Origin of the sequence: Streptomyces sp. NPDC047085 (assembly GCF_040643735.1) — a bacterium.
Classification (GTDB): domain Bacteria; phylum Actinomycetota; class Actinomycetes; order Streptomycetales; family Streptomycetaceae; genus Streptomyces.
The window spans coordinates 890,563-907,281 of the sequence record NZ_JBEYUW010000001.1; the positions used below are offsets into that span (position 1 = coordinate 890,563).

At 72.3% G+C, this 16,719-nt stretch carries 16 protein-coding genes; 11 read left to right on the forward strand and 5 right to left on the reverse strand.

All coding sequences use genetic code 11. From position 1 onward, the window contains the following. Window positions 1–24 precede the first annotated feature (24 nt). Window positions 25–1,227, forward strand: a complete 1,203-nt coding sequence (locus ABZ865_RS03800) for a hypothetical protein (RefSeq protein WP_361223242.1) — start codon at window positions 25–27, stop codon at window positions 1,225–1,227. Window positions 1,228–1,260: 33 nt separating this feature from the next. On the opposite strand, the gene ABZ865_RS03805 is transcribed toward ABZ865_RS03800, so the two are convergent. After that, window positions 1,261–1,791, reverse strand: coding sequence for a PadR family transcriptional regulator (locus ABZ865_RS03805; protein ID WP_361223244.1), 531 nt, complete (start codon window positions 1,789–1,791; stop codon window positions 1,261–1,263). Window positions 1,792–1,880: 89 nt separating this feature from the next. Between ABZ865_RS03805 and ABZ865_RS03810 the strand changes: the two genes are divergently transcribed. Next, window positions 1,881–3,203, forward strand: a complete 1,323-nt coding sequence (locus ABZ865_RS03810; protein ID WP_361223247.1) for an MATE family efflux transporter — start codon at window positions 1,881–1,883, stop codon at window positions 3,201–3,203. Here ABZ865_RS03810 and ABZ865_RS03815 read toward each other — a convergent pair. After that, on the reverse strand, window positions 3,164–4,399 hold the full coding sequence (locus tag ABZ865_RS03815) for a glycosyltransferase 87 family protein (RefSeq protein WP_361223250.1): 1,236 nt from the start codon (window positions 4,397–4,399) through the stop codon (window positions 3,164–3,166). The two genes, ABZ865_RS03810 and ABZ865_RS03815, sit on opposite strands and share 40 nt — an antisense overlap. Window positions 4,400–4,511: 112 nt before the next feature. Here ABZ865_RS03815 and ABZ865_RS03820 point away from each other — a divergent pair, with 112 nt between their 5' ends. Together ABZ865_RS03820 and ABZ865_RS03825 are read left to right on the forward strand one after the other, a co-directional pair. Next, window positions 4,512–5,654, forward strand: coding sequence for a glycosyltransferase family 4 protein (locus tag ABZ865_RS03820; RefSeq protein WP_361223253.1), 1,143 nt, complete (start codon window positions 4,512–4,514; stop codon window positions 5,652–5,654). Window positions 5,655–5,769: 115 nt separating this feature from the next. Next, a complete protein-coding gene (locus ABZ865_RS03825) occupies window positions 5,770–7,356 on the forward strand; it encodes a GMC oxidoreductase (protein ID WP_361224366.1) in 1,587 nt (528 codons plus the stop codon). 17 nt (window positions 7,357–7,373) lie between these two features. On the opposite strand, the gene ABZ865_RS03830 is transcribed toward ABZ865_RS03825, so the two are convergent. Beyond that, a complete protein-coding gene (locus ABZ865_RS03830; protein WP_361223256.1) occupies window positions 7,374–9,170 on the reverse strand; it encodes an AMP-dependent synthetase/ligase in 1,797 nt (598 codons plus the stop codon). Between the two features lie 308 nt (window positions 9,171–9,478). Between ABZ865_RS03830 and ABZ865_RS03835 the strand changes: the two genes are divergently transcribed. From ABZ865_RS03835 to ABZ865_RS03860, 6 genes are all read left to right on the forward strand, one after another. Next, window positions 9,479–10,276, forward strand: coding sequence for a metallophosphoesterase (locus ABZ865_RS03835; RefSeq protein WP_361223258.1), 798 nt, complete (start codon window positions 9,479–9,481; stop codon window positions 10,274–10,276). A gap of 91 nt (window positions 10,277–10,367) precedes the next feature. Next, window positions 10,368–10,811, forward strand: coding sequence for an SRPBCC family protein (locus ABZ865_RS03840; RefSeq protein WP_361223261.1), 444 nt, complete (start codon window positions 10,368–10,370; stop codon window positions 10,809–10,811). A 73-nt stretch (window positions 10,812–10,884) separates the two neighbouring features. Beyond that, window positions 10,885–12,057, forward strand: a complete 1,173-nt coding sequence (locus tag ABZ865_RS03845; protein WP_361223263.1) for an ArsA-related P-loop ATPase — start codon at window positions 10,885–10,887, stop codon at window positions 12,055–12,057. Between the two features lie 56 nt (window positions 12,058–12,113). Next, window positions 12,114–12,608, forward strand: coding sequence for a DUF5304 domain-containing protein (locus tag ABZ865_RS03850; RefSeq protein WP_361223265.1), 495 nt, complete (start codon window positions 12,114–12,116; stop codon window positions 12,606–12,608). Between the two features lie 67 nt (window positions 12,609–12,675). Further along, complete coding sequence (locus ABZ865_RS03855; protein ID WP_361223268.1) at window positions 12,676–13,629, forward strand: ROK family glucokinase; 954 nt, start codon at window positions 12,676–12,678, stop codon at window positions 13,627–13,629. Window positions 13,630–13,700: 71 nt separating this feature from the next. After that, on the forward strand, window positions 13,701–14,456 hold the full coding sequence (locus tag ABZ865_RS03860) for an endonuclease/exonuclease/phosphatase family protein (protein WP_361223272.1): 756 nt from the start codon (window positions 13,701–13,703) through the stop codon (window positions 14,454–14,456). Between the two features lie 6 nt (window positions 14,457–14,462). Here the strand turns inward: ABZ865_RS03860 and ABZ865_RS03865 are convergent, their stop codons facing one another. Further along, on the reverse strand, window positions 14,463–15,038 hold the full coding sequence (locus ABZ865_RS03865; protein WP_361223274.1) for a hypothetical protein: 576 nt from the start codon (window positions 15,036–15,038) through the stop codon (window positions 14,463–14,465). Continuing rightward, window positions 15,031–15,810 (reverse strand): alpha/beta fold hydrolase, encoded by a 780-nt coding sequence (locus ABZ865_RS03870; protein WP_361223277.1) that lies wholly within the window; start codon window positions 15,808–15,810, stop codon window positions 15,031–15,033. Before ABZ865_RS03870 ends, ABZ865_RS03865 begins: the two co-directional genes overlap by 8 nt. Window positions 15,811–15,959: 149 nt before the next feature. Between ABZ865_RS03870 and ABZ865_RS03875 the strand changes: the two genes are divergently transcribed. Beyond that, the gene (locus ABZ865_RS03875; RefSeq protein ID WP_361223280.1) at window positions 15,960–16,697 is read left to right on the forward strand and encodes a lysophospholipid acyltransferase family protein; all 738 of its coding nucleotides are present in this window, start codon (window positions 15,960–15,962) and stop codon (window positions 16,695–16,697) included. Window positions 16,698–16,719: the final 22 nt, after the last annotated feature.

Consider the following 16,719-nt stretch of genomic DNA (forward strand, 5'->3'; position numbering starts at 1 on the left):
CCTCGCACCCCGTACGATCGGAAAATGGCTGTTCGTGGACGGGCGCGGCGGGCGTGGCGCGCCGCGGTGGCGGGACTCTGCCTGCTGCTCGTACCGCCCCTGGCGGGGTGCGACGGGCGGCCGTCCGGCGACACGGCGAAGGCCCAGGTGCAGCGGGTGCTGGACCGGCGGGCGGCGGCCCTGCTCGACCACGACGAGACGGCGTACGACGCGACCGGCAGCCGCACCGAGTACGCCCGGCTGAGCGCGCTCCCGCTGGCCTCCTGGACCTACCGGGTCACCGGGCTGCACCCGCGCGGTTCCGGCGCCACCGCCGACACCGAGCTGACCTACCGGGTCACCGGCTACGACACCGCCCCGGTCAGCGTCCGCCGCACCCTCAGCCTCGGCCGCACCGCCGACGGCGCCTGGTACGTCACCGCCGACAAGCCCGCCGGTCATGCGGGGGAGCAGCTGTGGGATCAGGGACCGGTGACCGCCTTCAAGGGCGCGCACAGCCTGGTCCTCGGCGTCGGGCAGGGCGCCGGCGAGCTGCGCGCGTACGCCAGGCTCGCCGACCGCGCGGTGCCGACGGTCTCCCGCGCGTGGGGCACGGACTGGACCCGGCGGGTCGTCGTCCTCGTACCGCGTTCCCTGGACGGCATGGCGGGACTGCTGGGCGCGCCCGCCTCCAACTACCGGGGCATCGCCGCCGTCACCACCGGTGAGGCGGGCGGGTCCGGCAGGGCGTCCGCGGACCGGGTGGTCGTCAACCCCGAGGCGTACGTGTCCCTCGGCCGCACCGGCAAACAGGTGGTGCTCACCCACGAGACCACCCATGTGGCCACCCGCGCCCACACCACCGCCGCCACCCCGCTGTGGCTGTCCGAGGGCTACGCCGACTGGATCGGCTACCTCGGCACCGGCCGCACGCCCACCGAGGCCGCGCCGGAACTCGCCCGGGCGGTCGAGGACGGCCATGTGCCCTCGGCGCTCCCCGCCGACAAGGACTTCGGCTTCACCAGCGACCCGACCCACCTCGCCCAGGCCTACGAGGGCGGCTGGCTGGCCTGCCGGATGATCGCCGACCAGTGGGGCGAGGACCGGCTCGCCGCCTTCTACCGCTCCGTCGGGGGCCATCAGAAGCGGGCGGGTGCGGTCGAGGCGGCCCTGAAGAAGGTGCTCGGGACCACGCCGGAGGCGTTCACCGCGCAGTGGCGGGAGTACGTGCGGGCGCAGCTGACCTGAGCGCTCGCCGGCCGGCCGCGGGACCGCGGTCGCTCAGGCGCTCCCGGTGAGCACGCCGATCGCCTCGCGCAGCCACTCCCGCTCGGCCGTCCCGGTCGCCCGGGCGACCCGCAGCATGCCCTGCCGGAACAGGTCCTCGGTCTCCTCCGCCCGTACCGGCTCGCCGTCCCGGTAGAAGAAGCTCGTCGGGGTCTCCAGGAAGTCCAGGCGGCGGCGGAGCACGGCGGCCTGTTCCGCCGGGTCGGGCAGGTGGCGCAGGAAGGCCAGGACCGTGTTGAAGCGGACGTGGTCGGTGATCTCGGCCTGCTTGGGGCGGCGCAGCCGCTCCAGCAGTTCCGCGCGGCCCTTCCCGGTGAGCGACAGCACCCGGCGCGGGGCGGCGCCCGCGCCCTCCTCGGTGCGCTGGTCGAGCAGTCCGGCGGCGACCAGCCGGTTGATGGCCGGGTACAGCGCGCCGTCGCTGACCGGGCGGACATGGCCGGTCAGCGCCTTGATGCGTTCCTTCAGCTCGTAACCGTGCAGGGGCTCCTCGGCGAGGAAACCCAGGATCAACAGCTCCAGCACCCGAATCCTCCTTGCCGCGGGCCGGTGCCCCATGCTACCTCTTATCGAGCTACCTCGTTTCGAGGTAGCTCGATAAGAGGGGGATCTCCGTGAACGCCCATCGCCGGCAACTCGTCCAGCTCGCCCACCCCGTCTACTTCTCGCTGCTCGCCTCGGTCGCCTCCGGCCTCATCAACACCGTCTGGGTCTCCCGGCTCGGCGGCGCCGCCGTGGCCGCCGTCGCCGTCGCGACCAACACCGAGAACGTGCTGCTCGGCATCGCGCTGGTCTTCGCCTCGGGGACGACCGTGCTGGTCGCCCACGCCCGCGGAGCCGAGGACCCGGGCGCCGTACGGGCCGCGGTGCGCGGCGGCTGGGCGCTGTGGGGGCTGGTCACCCCGGTGGTCGTGGTGGGCGGGTTCCTGGCCCGGGAGCCACTGGCCCGGCTGGTGCTCGGCTCCGGCGAACCGGCGGCCCTGCACCTGGCCACCGGCTACTTCGCCCTCTCCCTGCCGGGCATGGCCGTCTTCTTCGCCCAGCAGCTCGTCGACGGCATCCTCAAGGGCGCCGGCGACACCCGCACCCCGATGCGGCTCGCCCTGCTGGCCAACGGGCTGATCCTGGTCTGCGACCCCCTCCTGATCCACCGCTACGGCGTCCGGGGCGCCGCCGCCTCCACCGTGCTGTGCCGCTGCGTGGCCCTCGCGGCGGGCCTGCTCGCCCTGCGCCGCAACGCCCTGCTGCGGACTGCGGCGCGGGCACGCGCCGCCGAGCCGGTGCCCGCCGCCCTGCGCCGGACCCTCACCACCGGCCTGCCCATGTCCGCCGACTTCACCGTCCGGCAGGGCGGGGCCCTGGTGCTGGTGGCGATCGTGGCGCGGCTCGGCGTGACGGCGGTGGCCGCGTACGCCATCGCGTACAAGGTCATGTACGTCGCCACCATGGCCTTCTACTCCGTACGCCAGGCCGCCGCGATCCACACCGCGCACACCCAGGGCGCCGGCCGGGAGGCACGCCGGGACATCGGCCGCCAGGCGGTGCTCCTCTCCGGGGCACTGGGCGTGACCGCCGCCGTCCTCTTCGCGGCCGCGGCCCCCTGGATCATGGCCGCCTTCGGCGCCGGACCCGAGGTCGCCGGACAGGGCGTGCTGTTCCTGCGCTGCGTCGGCCCCTACCTGCTCCTGATGGCCTGCTTCATCGCGCTCGGCGGTGTCTTCGAGGGCGGCGGCGACGCGCCCGCGCTGCTCGCGGTCACCGTGGTCGGCACCGCCGTCCAGCTGCCCCTGGCGTACGCCCTGTCCGGCCTCGGCCTGCCGGGCGTCTGTCTCGCGCTGGCGCTCTCGATGGCCGTGCAGTGCGCGGCCGTGGCGGCACTGCTGCGCCGGGCCCGGCGTCAGGAGGAGACGGAGGTCTCCTTCGTGCGGGCCGCCTGAGGCACGAAGGGGGCCGCCGCGACCGGGAGCACGGTGGAGCGCCACAGCCGGCGGGCCGCCGAGAAGGCGGCGGCGACCAGCAGACCGTTGCGCACGGCCATCAGCGTGACGCCGTACCAGTCGCTCACCACCACGTGCGAGAAGCCGAGCGGGAACTCCAGCACCGTCACGAAGGACGCGGCCACGACCATCGACGCGGGCGCCCCCATCCGGCTCGCCCGGAAGCACAGGCACACCGCCGCCAGCCCCACCAGCCACACCAGGTACTGCGGGCTGATCACCCTGCTGGTGACCGTGAACAGCAGCACCGCCGTGAAGGCCGCCTCCGCGAGGGTGTGCGGGGCGGTCCGGGTGGCGCGCAGCCGCCACAGCAGCAGCCAGGCGAAGGCGAGCCCGGTCAGCGCCAGCGCGGCGGTGCTGACCGGCCCGACGTACGGGCCGAGGAACTCGATCGACCCGTAGTTCAGCAGCACCTCACCCCGCCACCCGAAGTGCCGGGCCACATGGAAGACCAGCGCGCCCACCGACTCCACCTCGGTGCCCCGCTCCCGCTGGAAGGTGAGGAAGGCGAACGACCCCGGCATCGACACCGCGAACAGCGCCGCCAGCCCCGCCCCGGTCGTCGCCGCCGCCCACCACGCCCGGCCCCGGACGGAGCCCGCCAGCAACAGCGCCGGCCACACCTTCAGCAGCGCCCCGAACCCGGCCAGCGCCCCCAGCACCCGCGGATGCCGCACCCCCGCGAGCAGCGCGGCCACGGCCACCGCGGTCACCATCACGTCGTAGCGGGCGTACACCGTCGGCCCGAGCAGCGCCAGGCCCACCGTCCACACCCAGGCGCCGCGCACCGACCGGCCGGGGCGGCGGCCCGCCCGCAACAGCAGCGACAGCACGGCCAGGTCGGCGAGGAACGCCAGGACGAAGAACGCGTGCGGGTAGCCGAGGAACGGCAGGACGGCGGGGGAGAGGATCGCGAGCGCGGCGACGGGCGGGTACTGCCAGGTCACGTCGTCCAGCGGGAACGTCCCCTGGCGCAGCACTTCGTACCAGCCCTGGTAGATCACCGACACGTCGGAGGTGACGTCCGCACCGGGGAAGGCGAACACCCGGAACACGAAGAGCAGCAGCAGCACGCGGGTGACGCACCAGGTCGCGAGCAGCCACGCCAGGGACCGTCCGGCGCCCTTCGTCTCCACGTGATCCCCTGCCGTTCGATTCGCGTGTCGCCCGACCATGATGTCCTGCCCGGCTGTGCGACGGCCAGGGACCCGGCCGCGCCGGGCGCCCGATTGGGTAGGGTCGGCGGCGATGCACAAGACCCTCATCGTGACCAACGACTTCCCGCCCCGTCCCGGCGGCATCCAGGCCTTCCTGCACAACATGGCGCTGCGCCTGGACCCCGGCCGGCTGGTCGTCTACGCCTCCACGTGGAAGCGCACCAAGGAGGGCGTCCGGGCCACGGCCGACTTCGACGCCGAGCAGCCCTTCACTGTCGTACGCGACCGTACGACCATGCTGCTGCCCACACCGGGAGCGACCCGGCGGGCGGCCGGGCTGCTGCGCGAGCACGGCTGCACCTCGGTGTGGTTCGGGGCGGCGGCACCGCTCGGCCTGATGGCGCCCGCGCTGCGGAAGGCCGGCGCCGAGCGGCTGATCGCCACCACCCACGGCCACGAGGCCGGCTGGGCCCAGCTGCCCGGCTCCCGGCAGCTGCTGCGCCGGATCGGCGAGTCCACGGACACGATCACCTACCTCGGCGAATACACCCGCTCCCGCATCGCGGCCGCCCTGACGCCCGAGGCGGCCGGGCGGATGGTCCAGCTGCCGCCCGGGGTCGACGAGAAGACCTTCCACCCCGGCTCCGGCGGCGACGAGGTACGGGCGCGGCTCGGCCTCACCGAGCGGCCCGTCGTCGTCTGCGTCTCCCGGCTGGTGCCGCGCAAGGGGCAGGACACCCTGATCCGGGCCATGCCCCGAATACTGGCAGCCGAGCCGGACACCGTGCTGCTCGTCGTCGGCGGGGGCCCCTACGAACCGGACCTGCGCCGCCTGGCCCGGGAGACCGGTGTCGAGGCCTCCGTCCGCTTCACCGGCGCCGTCCCCTGGTCCGAGCTGCCCGCCCACTACGGCGCCGGCGACGTCTTCGCCATGCCCTGCCGCACCCGCCGCGGCGGCCTCGACGTGGAGGGCCTCGGCATCGTCTACCTGGAGGCCTCCGCCACCGGCCTCCCGGTCGTCGCCGGCGACTCGGGCGGCGCCCCGGACGCGGTCCTCGACGGCGAGACCGGCTGGGTGGTGCGAGGCGGCGAGCCCGCAGAGGCCGCGGACCGCATCATCACCCTGCTCGGTGACCCCGAACTGCGCCGCAGGATGGGCGAGCGAGGCCGCCAGTGGGTGGAGGAGCGGTGGCGCTGGGACCTGTTGGCGGAGAGGCTCAAGGACCTGCTCTGAAAGCCGCCCTCAAAAACGTGCCCCTGCTCTAGGCGGAGCAACATAATCCGCCCATGCTGCGCACATGACAGCAAACCTGATGCAGCGTCAGCTGACAAGACGTCACATCCTGGGTATGGCCGCCCTGCAGACCGCCGCGGCCCTCGGCTTCACCCGCATCGGCCTCCAGTCGGCCCACGCGGCCGAGCCCGCCGCGAGCGAATCCGCCCCGGCCATCGTCGTCGGCTCCGGCTACGGCGCGGCCGTCGCCGCCCTCCGCCTCGGCCAGGCCGGCCTCCGCACCCTCGTCCTGGAGATGGGCCGCCTCTGGAACACCGCCGGCGGCGACGGCAAGGTGTTCTGCTCCACCAGCGCCCCCGACCAGCGCTCCATGTGGTTCCGCACCCGCACCGAGGCCCCGCTGGCCACCTTCTTGTGGCTGGACGTCGTCAACAAGAACATCGGCGCCTACCCCGGCGTCCTCGACCGCGTGCACTACGACCACATGTCCGTGTACGTCGGCCGGGGCGTCGGCGGCGGCTCCCTGGTCAACGGCGGGATGGCGGTCACCCCGCTGAAGTCCTACTTCGCCGAGCAGTTCCCGACCGTCGACGCCGACGACATGTACGGCACCTACTTCCCGCGCGCCCGCTCCATGCTCGGCGTGAACACCGTCGACCCGGCCTGGTTCGAGTCCACGGACTGGTACCGGTTCACCCGCACCTCCCGCAAGGCCGCCGCCAACGCCGGCCTGAAGACCACCTTCGTGCCGAACGTCTACGACTTCGGCTACATGCAGCGCGAGGCCGCCGGTACGGCGACGAAGTCCGCGCTCGCCGGCGAGGTCATCTACGGCAACAACCACGGCAAGCGCAGCCTGGACAAGACCTACCTGGCCGCCGCGCTCGGCACCGGCAACGTCACCGTGCACACCCTGGAGAAGGTCAAGGCGGTGACCCGGGCGGGCGACGGGTCGTACGTCCTGACCGTCGACCGGATCGACACCACCGGCGTGGTCGTGGAGACCAAGCAGTACGGCTGCACGTACCTCTTCCTCGGCGCCGGCAGCCTCGGCACCACCGAACTCCTCGTCCGCGCCCGGGACACCGGCACCCTGCCCGACCTGAACTCGGCCGTGGGCGCCGGCTGGGGCACCAACGGCAACACCATGCTCGGCCGCGCCAACCACGTCTGGGACACCGTCGGCGCGGACCAGGCGACCATGCCCGTCATGGGCATCGACGACTGGGCCAACGCCGACAACCCGGTCTTCGCCGAGATCGCCCCGCTGCCCATGGGGTTCGAGCACTGGGTCAGCCTCTATCTGGCGATCACCAAGAACCCCGAGCGGGCGTCGTTCACGTACGACTCCGCGTCCCGGGCGGTGAAGCTCGGCTGGACGGCGGCCCAGAGCGCGGTGTCGGTGGGCATGGCGAAGAAGTTGTTCGACCGGATCAACCTGGCCAACGCCACGATCTACCGGTACGACCTGTTCGGCTCCACGAGCAAGATCTTCGCGGACGACTTCACCTACCACCCGCTGGGCGGCTGCGTCCTCGGCAGGGCGACCGACGACTACGGCCGGGTGAAGGGGTATACGAGGCTCTACGTCACCGACGGCTCGCTCGTGCCCGGCAACATCGGCGTGAACCCCTTCGTCACCATCACCGCGCTCGCCGAACGCACGATGGCGCGGGTCCTCGCCGAGGACACCGCGCCATGAGCCTGCTCCGGGGGTGACTACTTCGCGTAGATCGCCTCGATCTCGTCCGAGTAATCCTTCGCCACCACGTTCCGCTTGAGCTTCAGCGACGGGGTGAGGTGGCCCGACTCCTCCGTGAACTGGGAGGACAGAATGCGGAACTTCCGCACCGATTCCGCCTTCGACACCGCGGCGTTGCCGTCGTCGACGGCCGTCTGGATCGCAGCGATGAGATCCGGGTCCTCGCGCAGCGACGCCGCGGTGGCGCCCGCCGGCTTGCCGTGCTCGGCGGCCCAACGGCCCAGGAACTCCTCGTCGATGGTGACCAGCGCGCCGACGAACGGCCGCCCGTCGCCCACCACCATGCACTCCGCGACCAGCGCGTGCGCCCGGATCCGGTCCTCGATCACCGCCGGGGCCACGTTCTTGCCGCCCGCGGTGACGATGATCTCCTTCTTCCGGCCGGTGATCCTGAGGTAGCCGTCCTCGTCCAGGGTGCCGATGTCACCGGTGTGGAACCAGCCGTCGGCCAACGCCTCCGCGGTCGCGCCCGGGTTGTTCCAGTACTCCTTGAACAGGTGCTCGCCGTGCAGCAGCACCTCGCCGTCGTCCGCTATCCGGATCACCGAGCCGGGCAGCGGCTGGCCGACCGTGCCGATCTTCTGCCGGTCCCACGGGTTGAACGCGGTCGCCGCGCAGGACTCGGTCAGGCCGTAGCCCTCCAGCACCGTGAAGCCGATGCCCCGGAAGAAGTGGCCGAGCCGCTCGCCCAGCGGGGCGCCGCCGGAGATGGCGTACTCGCCCCGGCCGCCGAGGACCGCGCGCAGCTTGCTGTAGACCAGCCTGTCGAAGACCTTGTGCTTGATCTTCAGACCCAGGGACGGGCCCGACGGGGTGTCCAGCGCCTTGCTGTAGGCGATCGCGGTGTCCGCGGCCTTGTCGAAGACGCCGCCCTTGCCGTCGGCCTGCGCCTTGGCGCGCGCCGTGTTGTAGACCTTCTCGAAGACGCGCGGGACGCCGAGGATCAGCGTCGGCCGGAACGCGGCCAGTTCGTCGGTGAGGTTCTTGATGTCCGGGACGCAGCCGAGCTTGATCGGCGCCATCATGGGCGCGATCTGCACCAGCCGCCCGAAGACGTGCGCGAGCGGCAGGAAGAGGAGCACGGAACACTCACCGGTGCGGAACAGCGGCCGCAGCCGCTCGACGATGTTGCCGCACTCGGCGAAGAAGCTGCGGTGGCTCAGCACGCAGCCCTTGGGGCGCCCGGTCGTACCGCTCGTGTAGACGATGGTCGCCGCGTCGTCCGCCTTGGCGAGCGAGCTGCGCTCCTCCACGGTCGCGTCCGATACGTCCTGGCCGAGGCGGGCCAGCTCCTCCAGACCGCCGGCCTCGATCTGCCAGACGTGCTTGAGGGCGGGCAGCGCGTCGCGCACCGCGTCCACGGCGGCCGCGTGGCCCGGCAGCTCCACGACGCAGGCGGTCGCGCCCGAGTCGGACAGGATCCACTGCACCTGCTCCGGCGAGCTGGTCTCGTACACCGGCACGGTGACCGCGCCGGCGCTCCAGATCGCGAAGTCCAGCAGCGTCCACTCGTAGCGGGTGCGGGACATCAGGGCGACCCGGTCGCCCGGCTGCACACCGGCGGCGATCAGGCCCTTGGCGGCGGTGTGCACCTCGGTCAGGAACTGCCGGGCCGTCACGTCCTGCCAGGCGCCGCCGGTCTTGCGGGCGATGACGGCGACGTCGGGATGCTGCGCGGCGTTTCTGCGGACGATGTCGGTCAGATTGCCGTCCGCAGGGACCTCGTACAAAGCCGGAAGGCTGAACTCGCGCAAGACTGCTGCTCCTCATAGGGCGCCGGCGCCACGACACTGTGTGATGCGACGGTGCGGTCCAAGGCTCGGGCAAGTACTCCGGGATTCACATGCGGGAATCACATGTTGAAAACCAGAGCACGACTGGACTGCCCGGACGTTACCCGCCGGTATGGCCCCTACGACAGGGGGTTCCGGTGAGATGTTCGCTGCGTCACACAGGTTGGCGTTCTTCGCGCACAGTAGTCCACCCCTTGACCGACCGGCCAGTAACCGCAAGCCGGTCCGCCACTGTTCACGCACACCCCACAGCCTTACCCTTCATCACCATGGCATCTACACCTACCGGCAACCGCAGGACCCGCGTCCACGTGGTCAGCGACGTGCACGGCAACGCCCGTGACCTGGCCCGGGCCGGCGAGGGTGCGGACGCCCTGCTCTGCCTCGGCGACCTCGTCCTCTTCCTCGACTACGCCGATCACTCGCGCGGGATCTTTCCCGACCTGTTCGGCAAGGAGAACGCCGACCGCATCGTCGAGCTGCGCACCGCCCGCCGCTTCGAGGAGGCGCGCGCGTTCGGCGCGCAGCTGTGGACGGGCCTCGGTGCCGACCGGCGCACCGCCATCGAGGGAGCGGTCCGCAAGCAGTACGCCGAGCTGTTCGCCGCGTTCCCGACACCGACGTACGCCACCTACGGCAATGTCGACATGCCTCCTCTGTGGGCCGAGTACGCCGGACCCGGCACCACCGTGCTGGACGGCGAGCGCGTCGAGATCGGCGGCTGGACCTTCGGCTTCGTCGGCGGCGGCCTGCGCTCACCGATGCGCACCCCGTACGAGATCGACGACGAGGAGTACGCGGCGAAGATCGAAGCGGTCGGTGAGGTCGACGTGCTGTGCACCCACATCCCGCCGGAGGTGCCGGAGCTGGTCTACGACACCGTCGCGCGCCGCTTCGAGCGGGGCAGCCGCGCCCTGCTGGACGCGATCCGCCGCACCAGACCGCGTTACTCACTGTTCGGGCACGTCCACCAACCGCTGGTGAGCCGGATGCGGATCGGGGCCACGGAATGCGTCAACGTGGGACATTTCGCCGGTACGGGCAAGCCCTGGGCGCTCGAATGGTGAGCACCCGTATACGGGGTGAAGGCAGCAGGTCGGCGGCGCGGTAGCCTTCACGCTGCACACTCTTAGGTCCGCGTCTGGAGGAGCCACGGCGATGGCGGAACACACCAGTTCGAGCATCACGATCGAGGCGGCCCCGGCCGACGTCATGGCGGTGATCGCCGACTTCGCGCGCTACCCGGACTGGACCGGCGAGGTCAAGGAGGCGGAGGTCCTCAAGACCGACGACCAGGGCCGCGCCGAGCAGGTCCGCCTCGTCATGGACGCCGGTGCCATCAAGGACGACCAGACCCTGGGCTACACCTGGACCGGGGAGAACGAGGTCTCCTGGACCCTGGTGAAGTCCCAGATGCTGCGCTCCCTCGACGGCTCCTACATCCTCAAGCCGGCCGGCGCGGGCGCCACCGAGGTCACCTACCAGCTCACCGTCGACGTCAAGATCCCCATGCTCGGCATGATCAAGCGCAAGGCGGAGAAGGTCATCATCGACCGCGCCCTGGCGGGCCTGAAGAAGCGCGTGGAGTCGGGGGAGAAGTAGAGGGTGGAGTCGGGGGAGAACTAGCGCCCGCCGCTGCCCCTGCGGCCACCGCCCTCCGTTACCGTTCACCCTCATGCGCACCATCCTGATCACGGGCCCGGGCGGCAGCGGTCGTACCACCATCGCTGCCGCCACCGCACAGCGCGCCGCGGACGAAGGCACCCGCACGCTCCTGCTCAGTGCCGATCGCACCGACACCCTGGGCGTGGCACTGGGCACCGGGACAGGACCGGTCCCGACCGAGGCCGCCCCGCTCCTCACCGCGTGGCGGCCCGACGCGGTCGAGCGGTTCCAGCAGGACCTCACCGCGTTCCAGAGCCGCGCCGCCAACGTCCTGGACCTGCTCGGGGCCGCCCGGCTGGATGGTGAGGAAGTCACCCCGCTGCCCGGCGCCGAGGAGCTGTCCTTTCTGCGCGCCCTCAGGGACGCGGCACTGTCGGAGCGCTACGACCTTCTCGTCGTGGACCTCCCGCCGCTGCCGGAGGCCCTCGCCCTGCTCGCCCTCCCCGAGGAGCTGCGCCGCTATCTGCGCAGGCTGCTCCCGCCCGAGCGGCAGGCGGCCCGGGCGCTGCGGCCCGTCCTCGGCCGGCTGGCCGGCATCCCCATGCCCGCCGAGTGGCTGTACGAGACGGCGTCCCGCTGGGACGTCGAGCTGGCCGCCGTCGAAGCCGTCCTCACCGACCGGCGCACCGCCGTACGCCTGGTCGCCGAACCCGGCCCGGCCGGCGCCGACGCCGTACGGACCGCCGCCCTGGGCCTCGCCCTGCGCGGCCTGCGCACCGAGGCCCTCGTCGCCAACCGCGTCCTGCCCGAGACCGTGCCCGACACCTGGCTCGCGGGCCTCCTCGCCCAGCAGCGCAAGGCCCTGGCCGAGTGGCAGGAGACGTACGACGTGCACGCCGTACCGCACCTCGGCCGCGACCCCCACGGCACCGACGACCTGGACGCCCTCGCCGTCCCCGGCGTCAACCCCGCGCCCGCCCCGGTCGAGTGGCCCGTCGCCGACCGGCTCGCCGAGGACGGCCACCTGGTCTGGCACATCCCGCTGCCCGGCGCGGTACGGGACGATCTCGACCTGGTCCGGCGCGGCGACGAACTGGTGATCACGGCCGGCCCCTTCCGCCGGATCGTTTCGCTCCCGTCCGCCCTGCGCCGCTGCACCGTCGCCGGTGCCGGGCTGCGCGAGGGCGAACTCCGTATCCGGTTCGCCCCGGACCCCGCGCTGTGGCCCACCGCCGGACGCTGATCCGGTACCCCCGTTCGGGTAACGTCGAAGGTGCGAACCGTAGTCAGGAGTCCGTCATGAGCGAAGAGCGCCCCGCACCCGATCCTTCCCCCGAGGAGCGGGCGACCGACGCCGACGCCTGGGCCACGGCCTGTGCCGAGGACCTCGAAGCCGAGCAGGCGCGCCGCCGCGCCGCGTACGGCACGCCCCCCGGCTCGGCCGCCGAGGAACTGAAGAAGCTCGTGGACACGGTGGCCGACAAGCTGTCCGGCCTCCAGTCCCCGCTGCTCGGAGCCGTCGCCGGTCCCGCGGCCCAGCAGGTCGTGCGCCAGGTCGTCCAGCAGGCGAAGGCCGCCGTCGAGCCCGTCATAGAGCGCAACCCGGACGTCTTCGACCACCTCGCCGCCGCCGGCAACGAACTGCTCGCCGCCTACCGCTCCGCCGTCCAGGCCCACGAGCACCGCTGGACCACCGGCCCCGCCCGCCCGAAGGACGACGGCGACGACCGGCCGGGCACCCGCCACGACGGCGGCGAGGGCACCGGACCGGGGGAGCGCATCGACCTGGACTGAAGCCGTCCCAGGGCAGGGCCTCGGGTACGGTTGGCCTTAGCGGGGCTCGACCGAAACTGAGGGATTCATGGGACTCACCATCGGCGTCGACATCGGCGGCACCAAGATCGCGGCCGGCGTGGTCGACGAGGAAGGCAACATCCTCTCGACCCACAAGGTGCCGACCCCGGGCACGCCCGAGGCGATCGTGGACGCCATCGCCTCCGCCGTCGAGGGCGCGCGCGCCGGGCACGAGATCGTCGGCGTGGGCATCGGTGCGGCCGGTTACGTCAACCGGCAGCGCTCCACGGTGTACTTCGCTCCCAACATCGACTGGCGCAACGAGCCGCTCAAGGAGAAGGTCGAGGCGCGCACCGGCCTCCCGGTCGTGGTCGAGAACGACGCCAACGCCGCCGCCTGGGGCGAGTACAAGTTCGGCGCCGGCAAGGGCCACCGCAACGTCATCTGCATCACGCTCGGCACCGGCCTCGGCGGCGGCATCATCATCGGCAACAAGCTGCGCCGCGGCCACTTCGGCGTGGCCGCCGAGTTCGGCCACATCCGCATGGTCCCGGACGGTCTGCTGTGCGGCTGCGGCTCGCAGGGCTGCTGGGAGCAGTACGCCTCCGGCCGCGCCCTGGTCCGCTACGCCAAGCAGCGCGCCAACGCCACCCCCGACCGGGCCGAGACCCTGCTCGCCCTCGGCGACGGCAGCCCCGACGGCATCGAGGGCAAGCACATCTCCATCGCCGCCCGCCAGGGCGACCCGGTCGCCGTCGACTCCTACCGCGAGCTGGCCCGTTGGGTCGGCGCCGGCCTCGCCGACCTGGCCTCCCTCTTCGACCCCTCCGCCTTCATCGTCGGCGGCGGCCTCTCCGACGAGGGCGAACTGGTCCTCGACCCGATCCGCAAGTCCTACAAGCGCTGGCTGGTGGGCGGCAACTGGCGCCCGGTCGCCGACGTGATCGCCGCCCAGCTGGGCAACAAGGCGGGCCTCGTCGGCGCGGCCGACCTGGCCCGGGAGCCCGACCCGGTCATGTAGTGAGCCCCACGTACGACAGTGCCCGCCGCGTCCGGTCCCGGGACGGCGGGCATCGTCGTATGTTGATCGTCATGGCGACCACCATGCTGCTCCCCAACTCCCGTACGGAACCCGACGGTTCCGCCGTCATCCGCGTCCTCAGCTACAACATCCGCTCGATGCGCGACGACACCGGCGCCCTCGCCAGGGTGATCACCGCCTGCGCCCCCGACCTGGTCCTCGTCCAGGAAGCCCCCCGCTTCTTCCGCTGGCGCAAGAAGCTGGCGCGGCTGGCAGCGGCCTCGGGACAGGTCATCCTCACCGGCGGAGCGACGGCGGCGGGACCGGCCGTTCTGTGCAGCCTGCGCGCCACCGTCGAACGAACGGAGGACGTACTCCTCCCGCTCACCCCCGGCCTCCACCGGCGCGGCTTCGCCACAGCCGTCGTCCGGTTCGGCTCGGCCCGCCTGGGCGTGATCAGCTGTCATCTGTCGCTGCAGAAGGACGAGCGCTACGAGCAGGCCGGCATGCTCCTCGACCGGCTCGCCGGCCTGGGCGTGGAGCACGCCGTCGCGGGCGGCGACCTCAACGAACGCCCCGACGGCCGCTCGTTCCGCCTCCTTGCCGACGCTCTCCAGGACTGCCGGGCCACGGCCCCCTGGGGCGGCGAACAGACCTCCACCCCCACCGACCCGCACCAGCGCATCGACGCCGTCTTCGCCACGAAGGGCATCGAGGTGCTGGGCTGCGGGGTGCCGCTGGACCAGCCGGGTGTGAGCCGGGCAGATTTGAGGGCGGCCACGGACCATCTCCCGGTCCTGGCCGCCCTCAAGATCCCGGCGTCGTAGCGCGCGTCAGACCACCGCGCCGCGCCCCGGGTCGTCGTCCTCGTCGTCGTCCGTCCGCATCCGCGTCACCAGTGTCACGAAGCCGCCGAGGAACCCGCCTATGCCGAGGGTCGTCAGCCACCAGGTCATCTGCCAGCCGAGCAGCACCGCCAGCAGGAGCAGGACCGGCCCGCCGAGCACCCCGAGCCAGGCGAACCGGGCCGTGGTGTCGGCGGTCGGCAGCGGGGGCGGCTCGGGCGGCACGAAGTGGCCCTCGTCGTCCTCGTCGAAGTCGTCCTCGGACGCTTCCGGCGCGGTGTAGTCGCGCGGGCCGCCGACGCCGGGCGCGAACGAGACCGAACTGCCCAGCGGCCGGGCCGGCCGCGGCTCCTCCGCGCCGTCGGCGTCCTCGCCCGGGGGCTCCTTCTCGAGCAGCGCGAGGTCCTCTATCGGCTTGAAGGGCCGGGACCCGGGCGGGTCCGGCGGCTCCTCGCCGTATCCCGCGACGATCGCCTTCCAGGCGGCCTCCTCGTCGAAGGGCACCCCCTGGTCGTCCGGCTCGCGGTCCTCGCGGTCCTCGCGGTCGGAGTCGTGCTCAGCCAACTGCGGCCGTCCCTTCCTTGCCGAGAGTGGGTGCGAGCCGGCCGATGAAGGCGAGGCTCTCCTCGAAGATCCGGTCCGCATCGTGGTCCAACGTCGCGACGTGGTAACTCTGTTCCAGCACGACCTCCGTCACGTCCGTGGACGACACCCGGCTCAGCACCCGGGCCGAGTCGGCCGCCGGGACCACATGGTCCTGGGCGCTGCGCAACAGCAGCAACGGCTGGGTCACCTGGGGCAGCTCGACGTCCAGCCGGCGCAGGAACCGCCGCAGGGAGTGCGCCGCGTGCAGCGGCACCCGGTCGTAGCCCAGCTCCGCCGCGCCGCCCATGGAGATGTCGCTGGCGATGCCCTTCGTCGTCCGCACCAGGTGCCGCGCCACCGGAAGGGCGTACGCCGACAGCCCGTGCACCCGGTTCGCCGGATTGACGAGCACCACCCCGCCGACCCGCTCCCCGTGCTGCGCCGCCAGCCTGAGGGCCAGCGCGCCGCCCATCGACAGGCCCGCCACGAACACCCGGGAACAGCGGTCGGAGAGCAGCAGCAGCGCGCGGTCCACCTCCGCGTACCAGTCCTGCCAGCCCGTGACCAGCAGGTCCTCCCAGCGGGTGCCGTGCCCGGGCAGCAGCGGCAGCGACACGGTCAGGCCGTGCGCCGCGTGGTGCTCCGCCCAGGAGCGCAGCGACTGGGGCGAGCCGGTGAAGCCGTGACAGAGGAGGACACCCACCTCCCCGCCCTCGTGGCGGTACGGCTCGGCTCCGGGAAGAACCGGCACCTTTCGGGCTCCTGTTCCTGAGAGAGAGGCGTGCAGAACTGGCGGATGTGCTTCACCGTACGCGACCGCACTGACACCGACCAGGGTCGTCGGGGTCATTGGCGGCGGTCCGGGTTAAGGTCTGAGCGACGGAAACGGGAGGCACACGGGTGTTGTACGGCACGATGAAGGTCGCCATCGGAGGGCCGCTGAAGGTCGCCTTCAGGCCCTGGGTGGAGGGGTTGGAGAACATTCCGGCCGAGGGCCCCGCCATCCTGGCGAGCAACCACCTGTCCTTCTCGGACTCGTTCTTCCTGCCCGCGGTCCTCGACCGCAAGGTCACCTTCATCGCGAAGGCCGAGTACTTCACCACCCCCGGCGTGAAGGGCCGCCTCACCGCGGCCTTCTTCAAGGGCGTCGGACAGCTCCCGGTGGACCGCTCCGGGGCGCGCGGCGCCGGCGAGGCCGCGATCAAGAGCGGCATAGAGGTGCTGGAGCGAGGCGAGCTGTTCGGCATCTACCCGGAGGGCACCCGCTCGCCCGACGGCCGCCTGTACCGGGGCAAGCCCGGCGGCCTCGCGCGCGTGGCCCTCGCCACCGGCGCTCCGGTCATCCCGGTCGCGATGATCGACACCGAGAAGATCCAGCCGCCCGGCAAGGTGATGCCGAAGCTGATGCGGCCCGGCATCCGGATCGGCAAGCCGCTCGACTTCAGCCGCTACCACGGCATGGAGCACGACCGGTTCGTGCTGCGGGCGGTGACCGACGAGGTCATGTACGAGATCATGAAGCTCTCCGGCCAGGAGTACGTCGACATCTACGCGACCGCCGCCAAGCGGCAGATCGCGGAGGCGGCGAAGGCGGCCAAGGAAGCCGAGAAGGCGGAGAAGAAGCAGGCAGGGGCCTAGCGGGGAGTCCGGGGGATCGGGG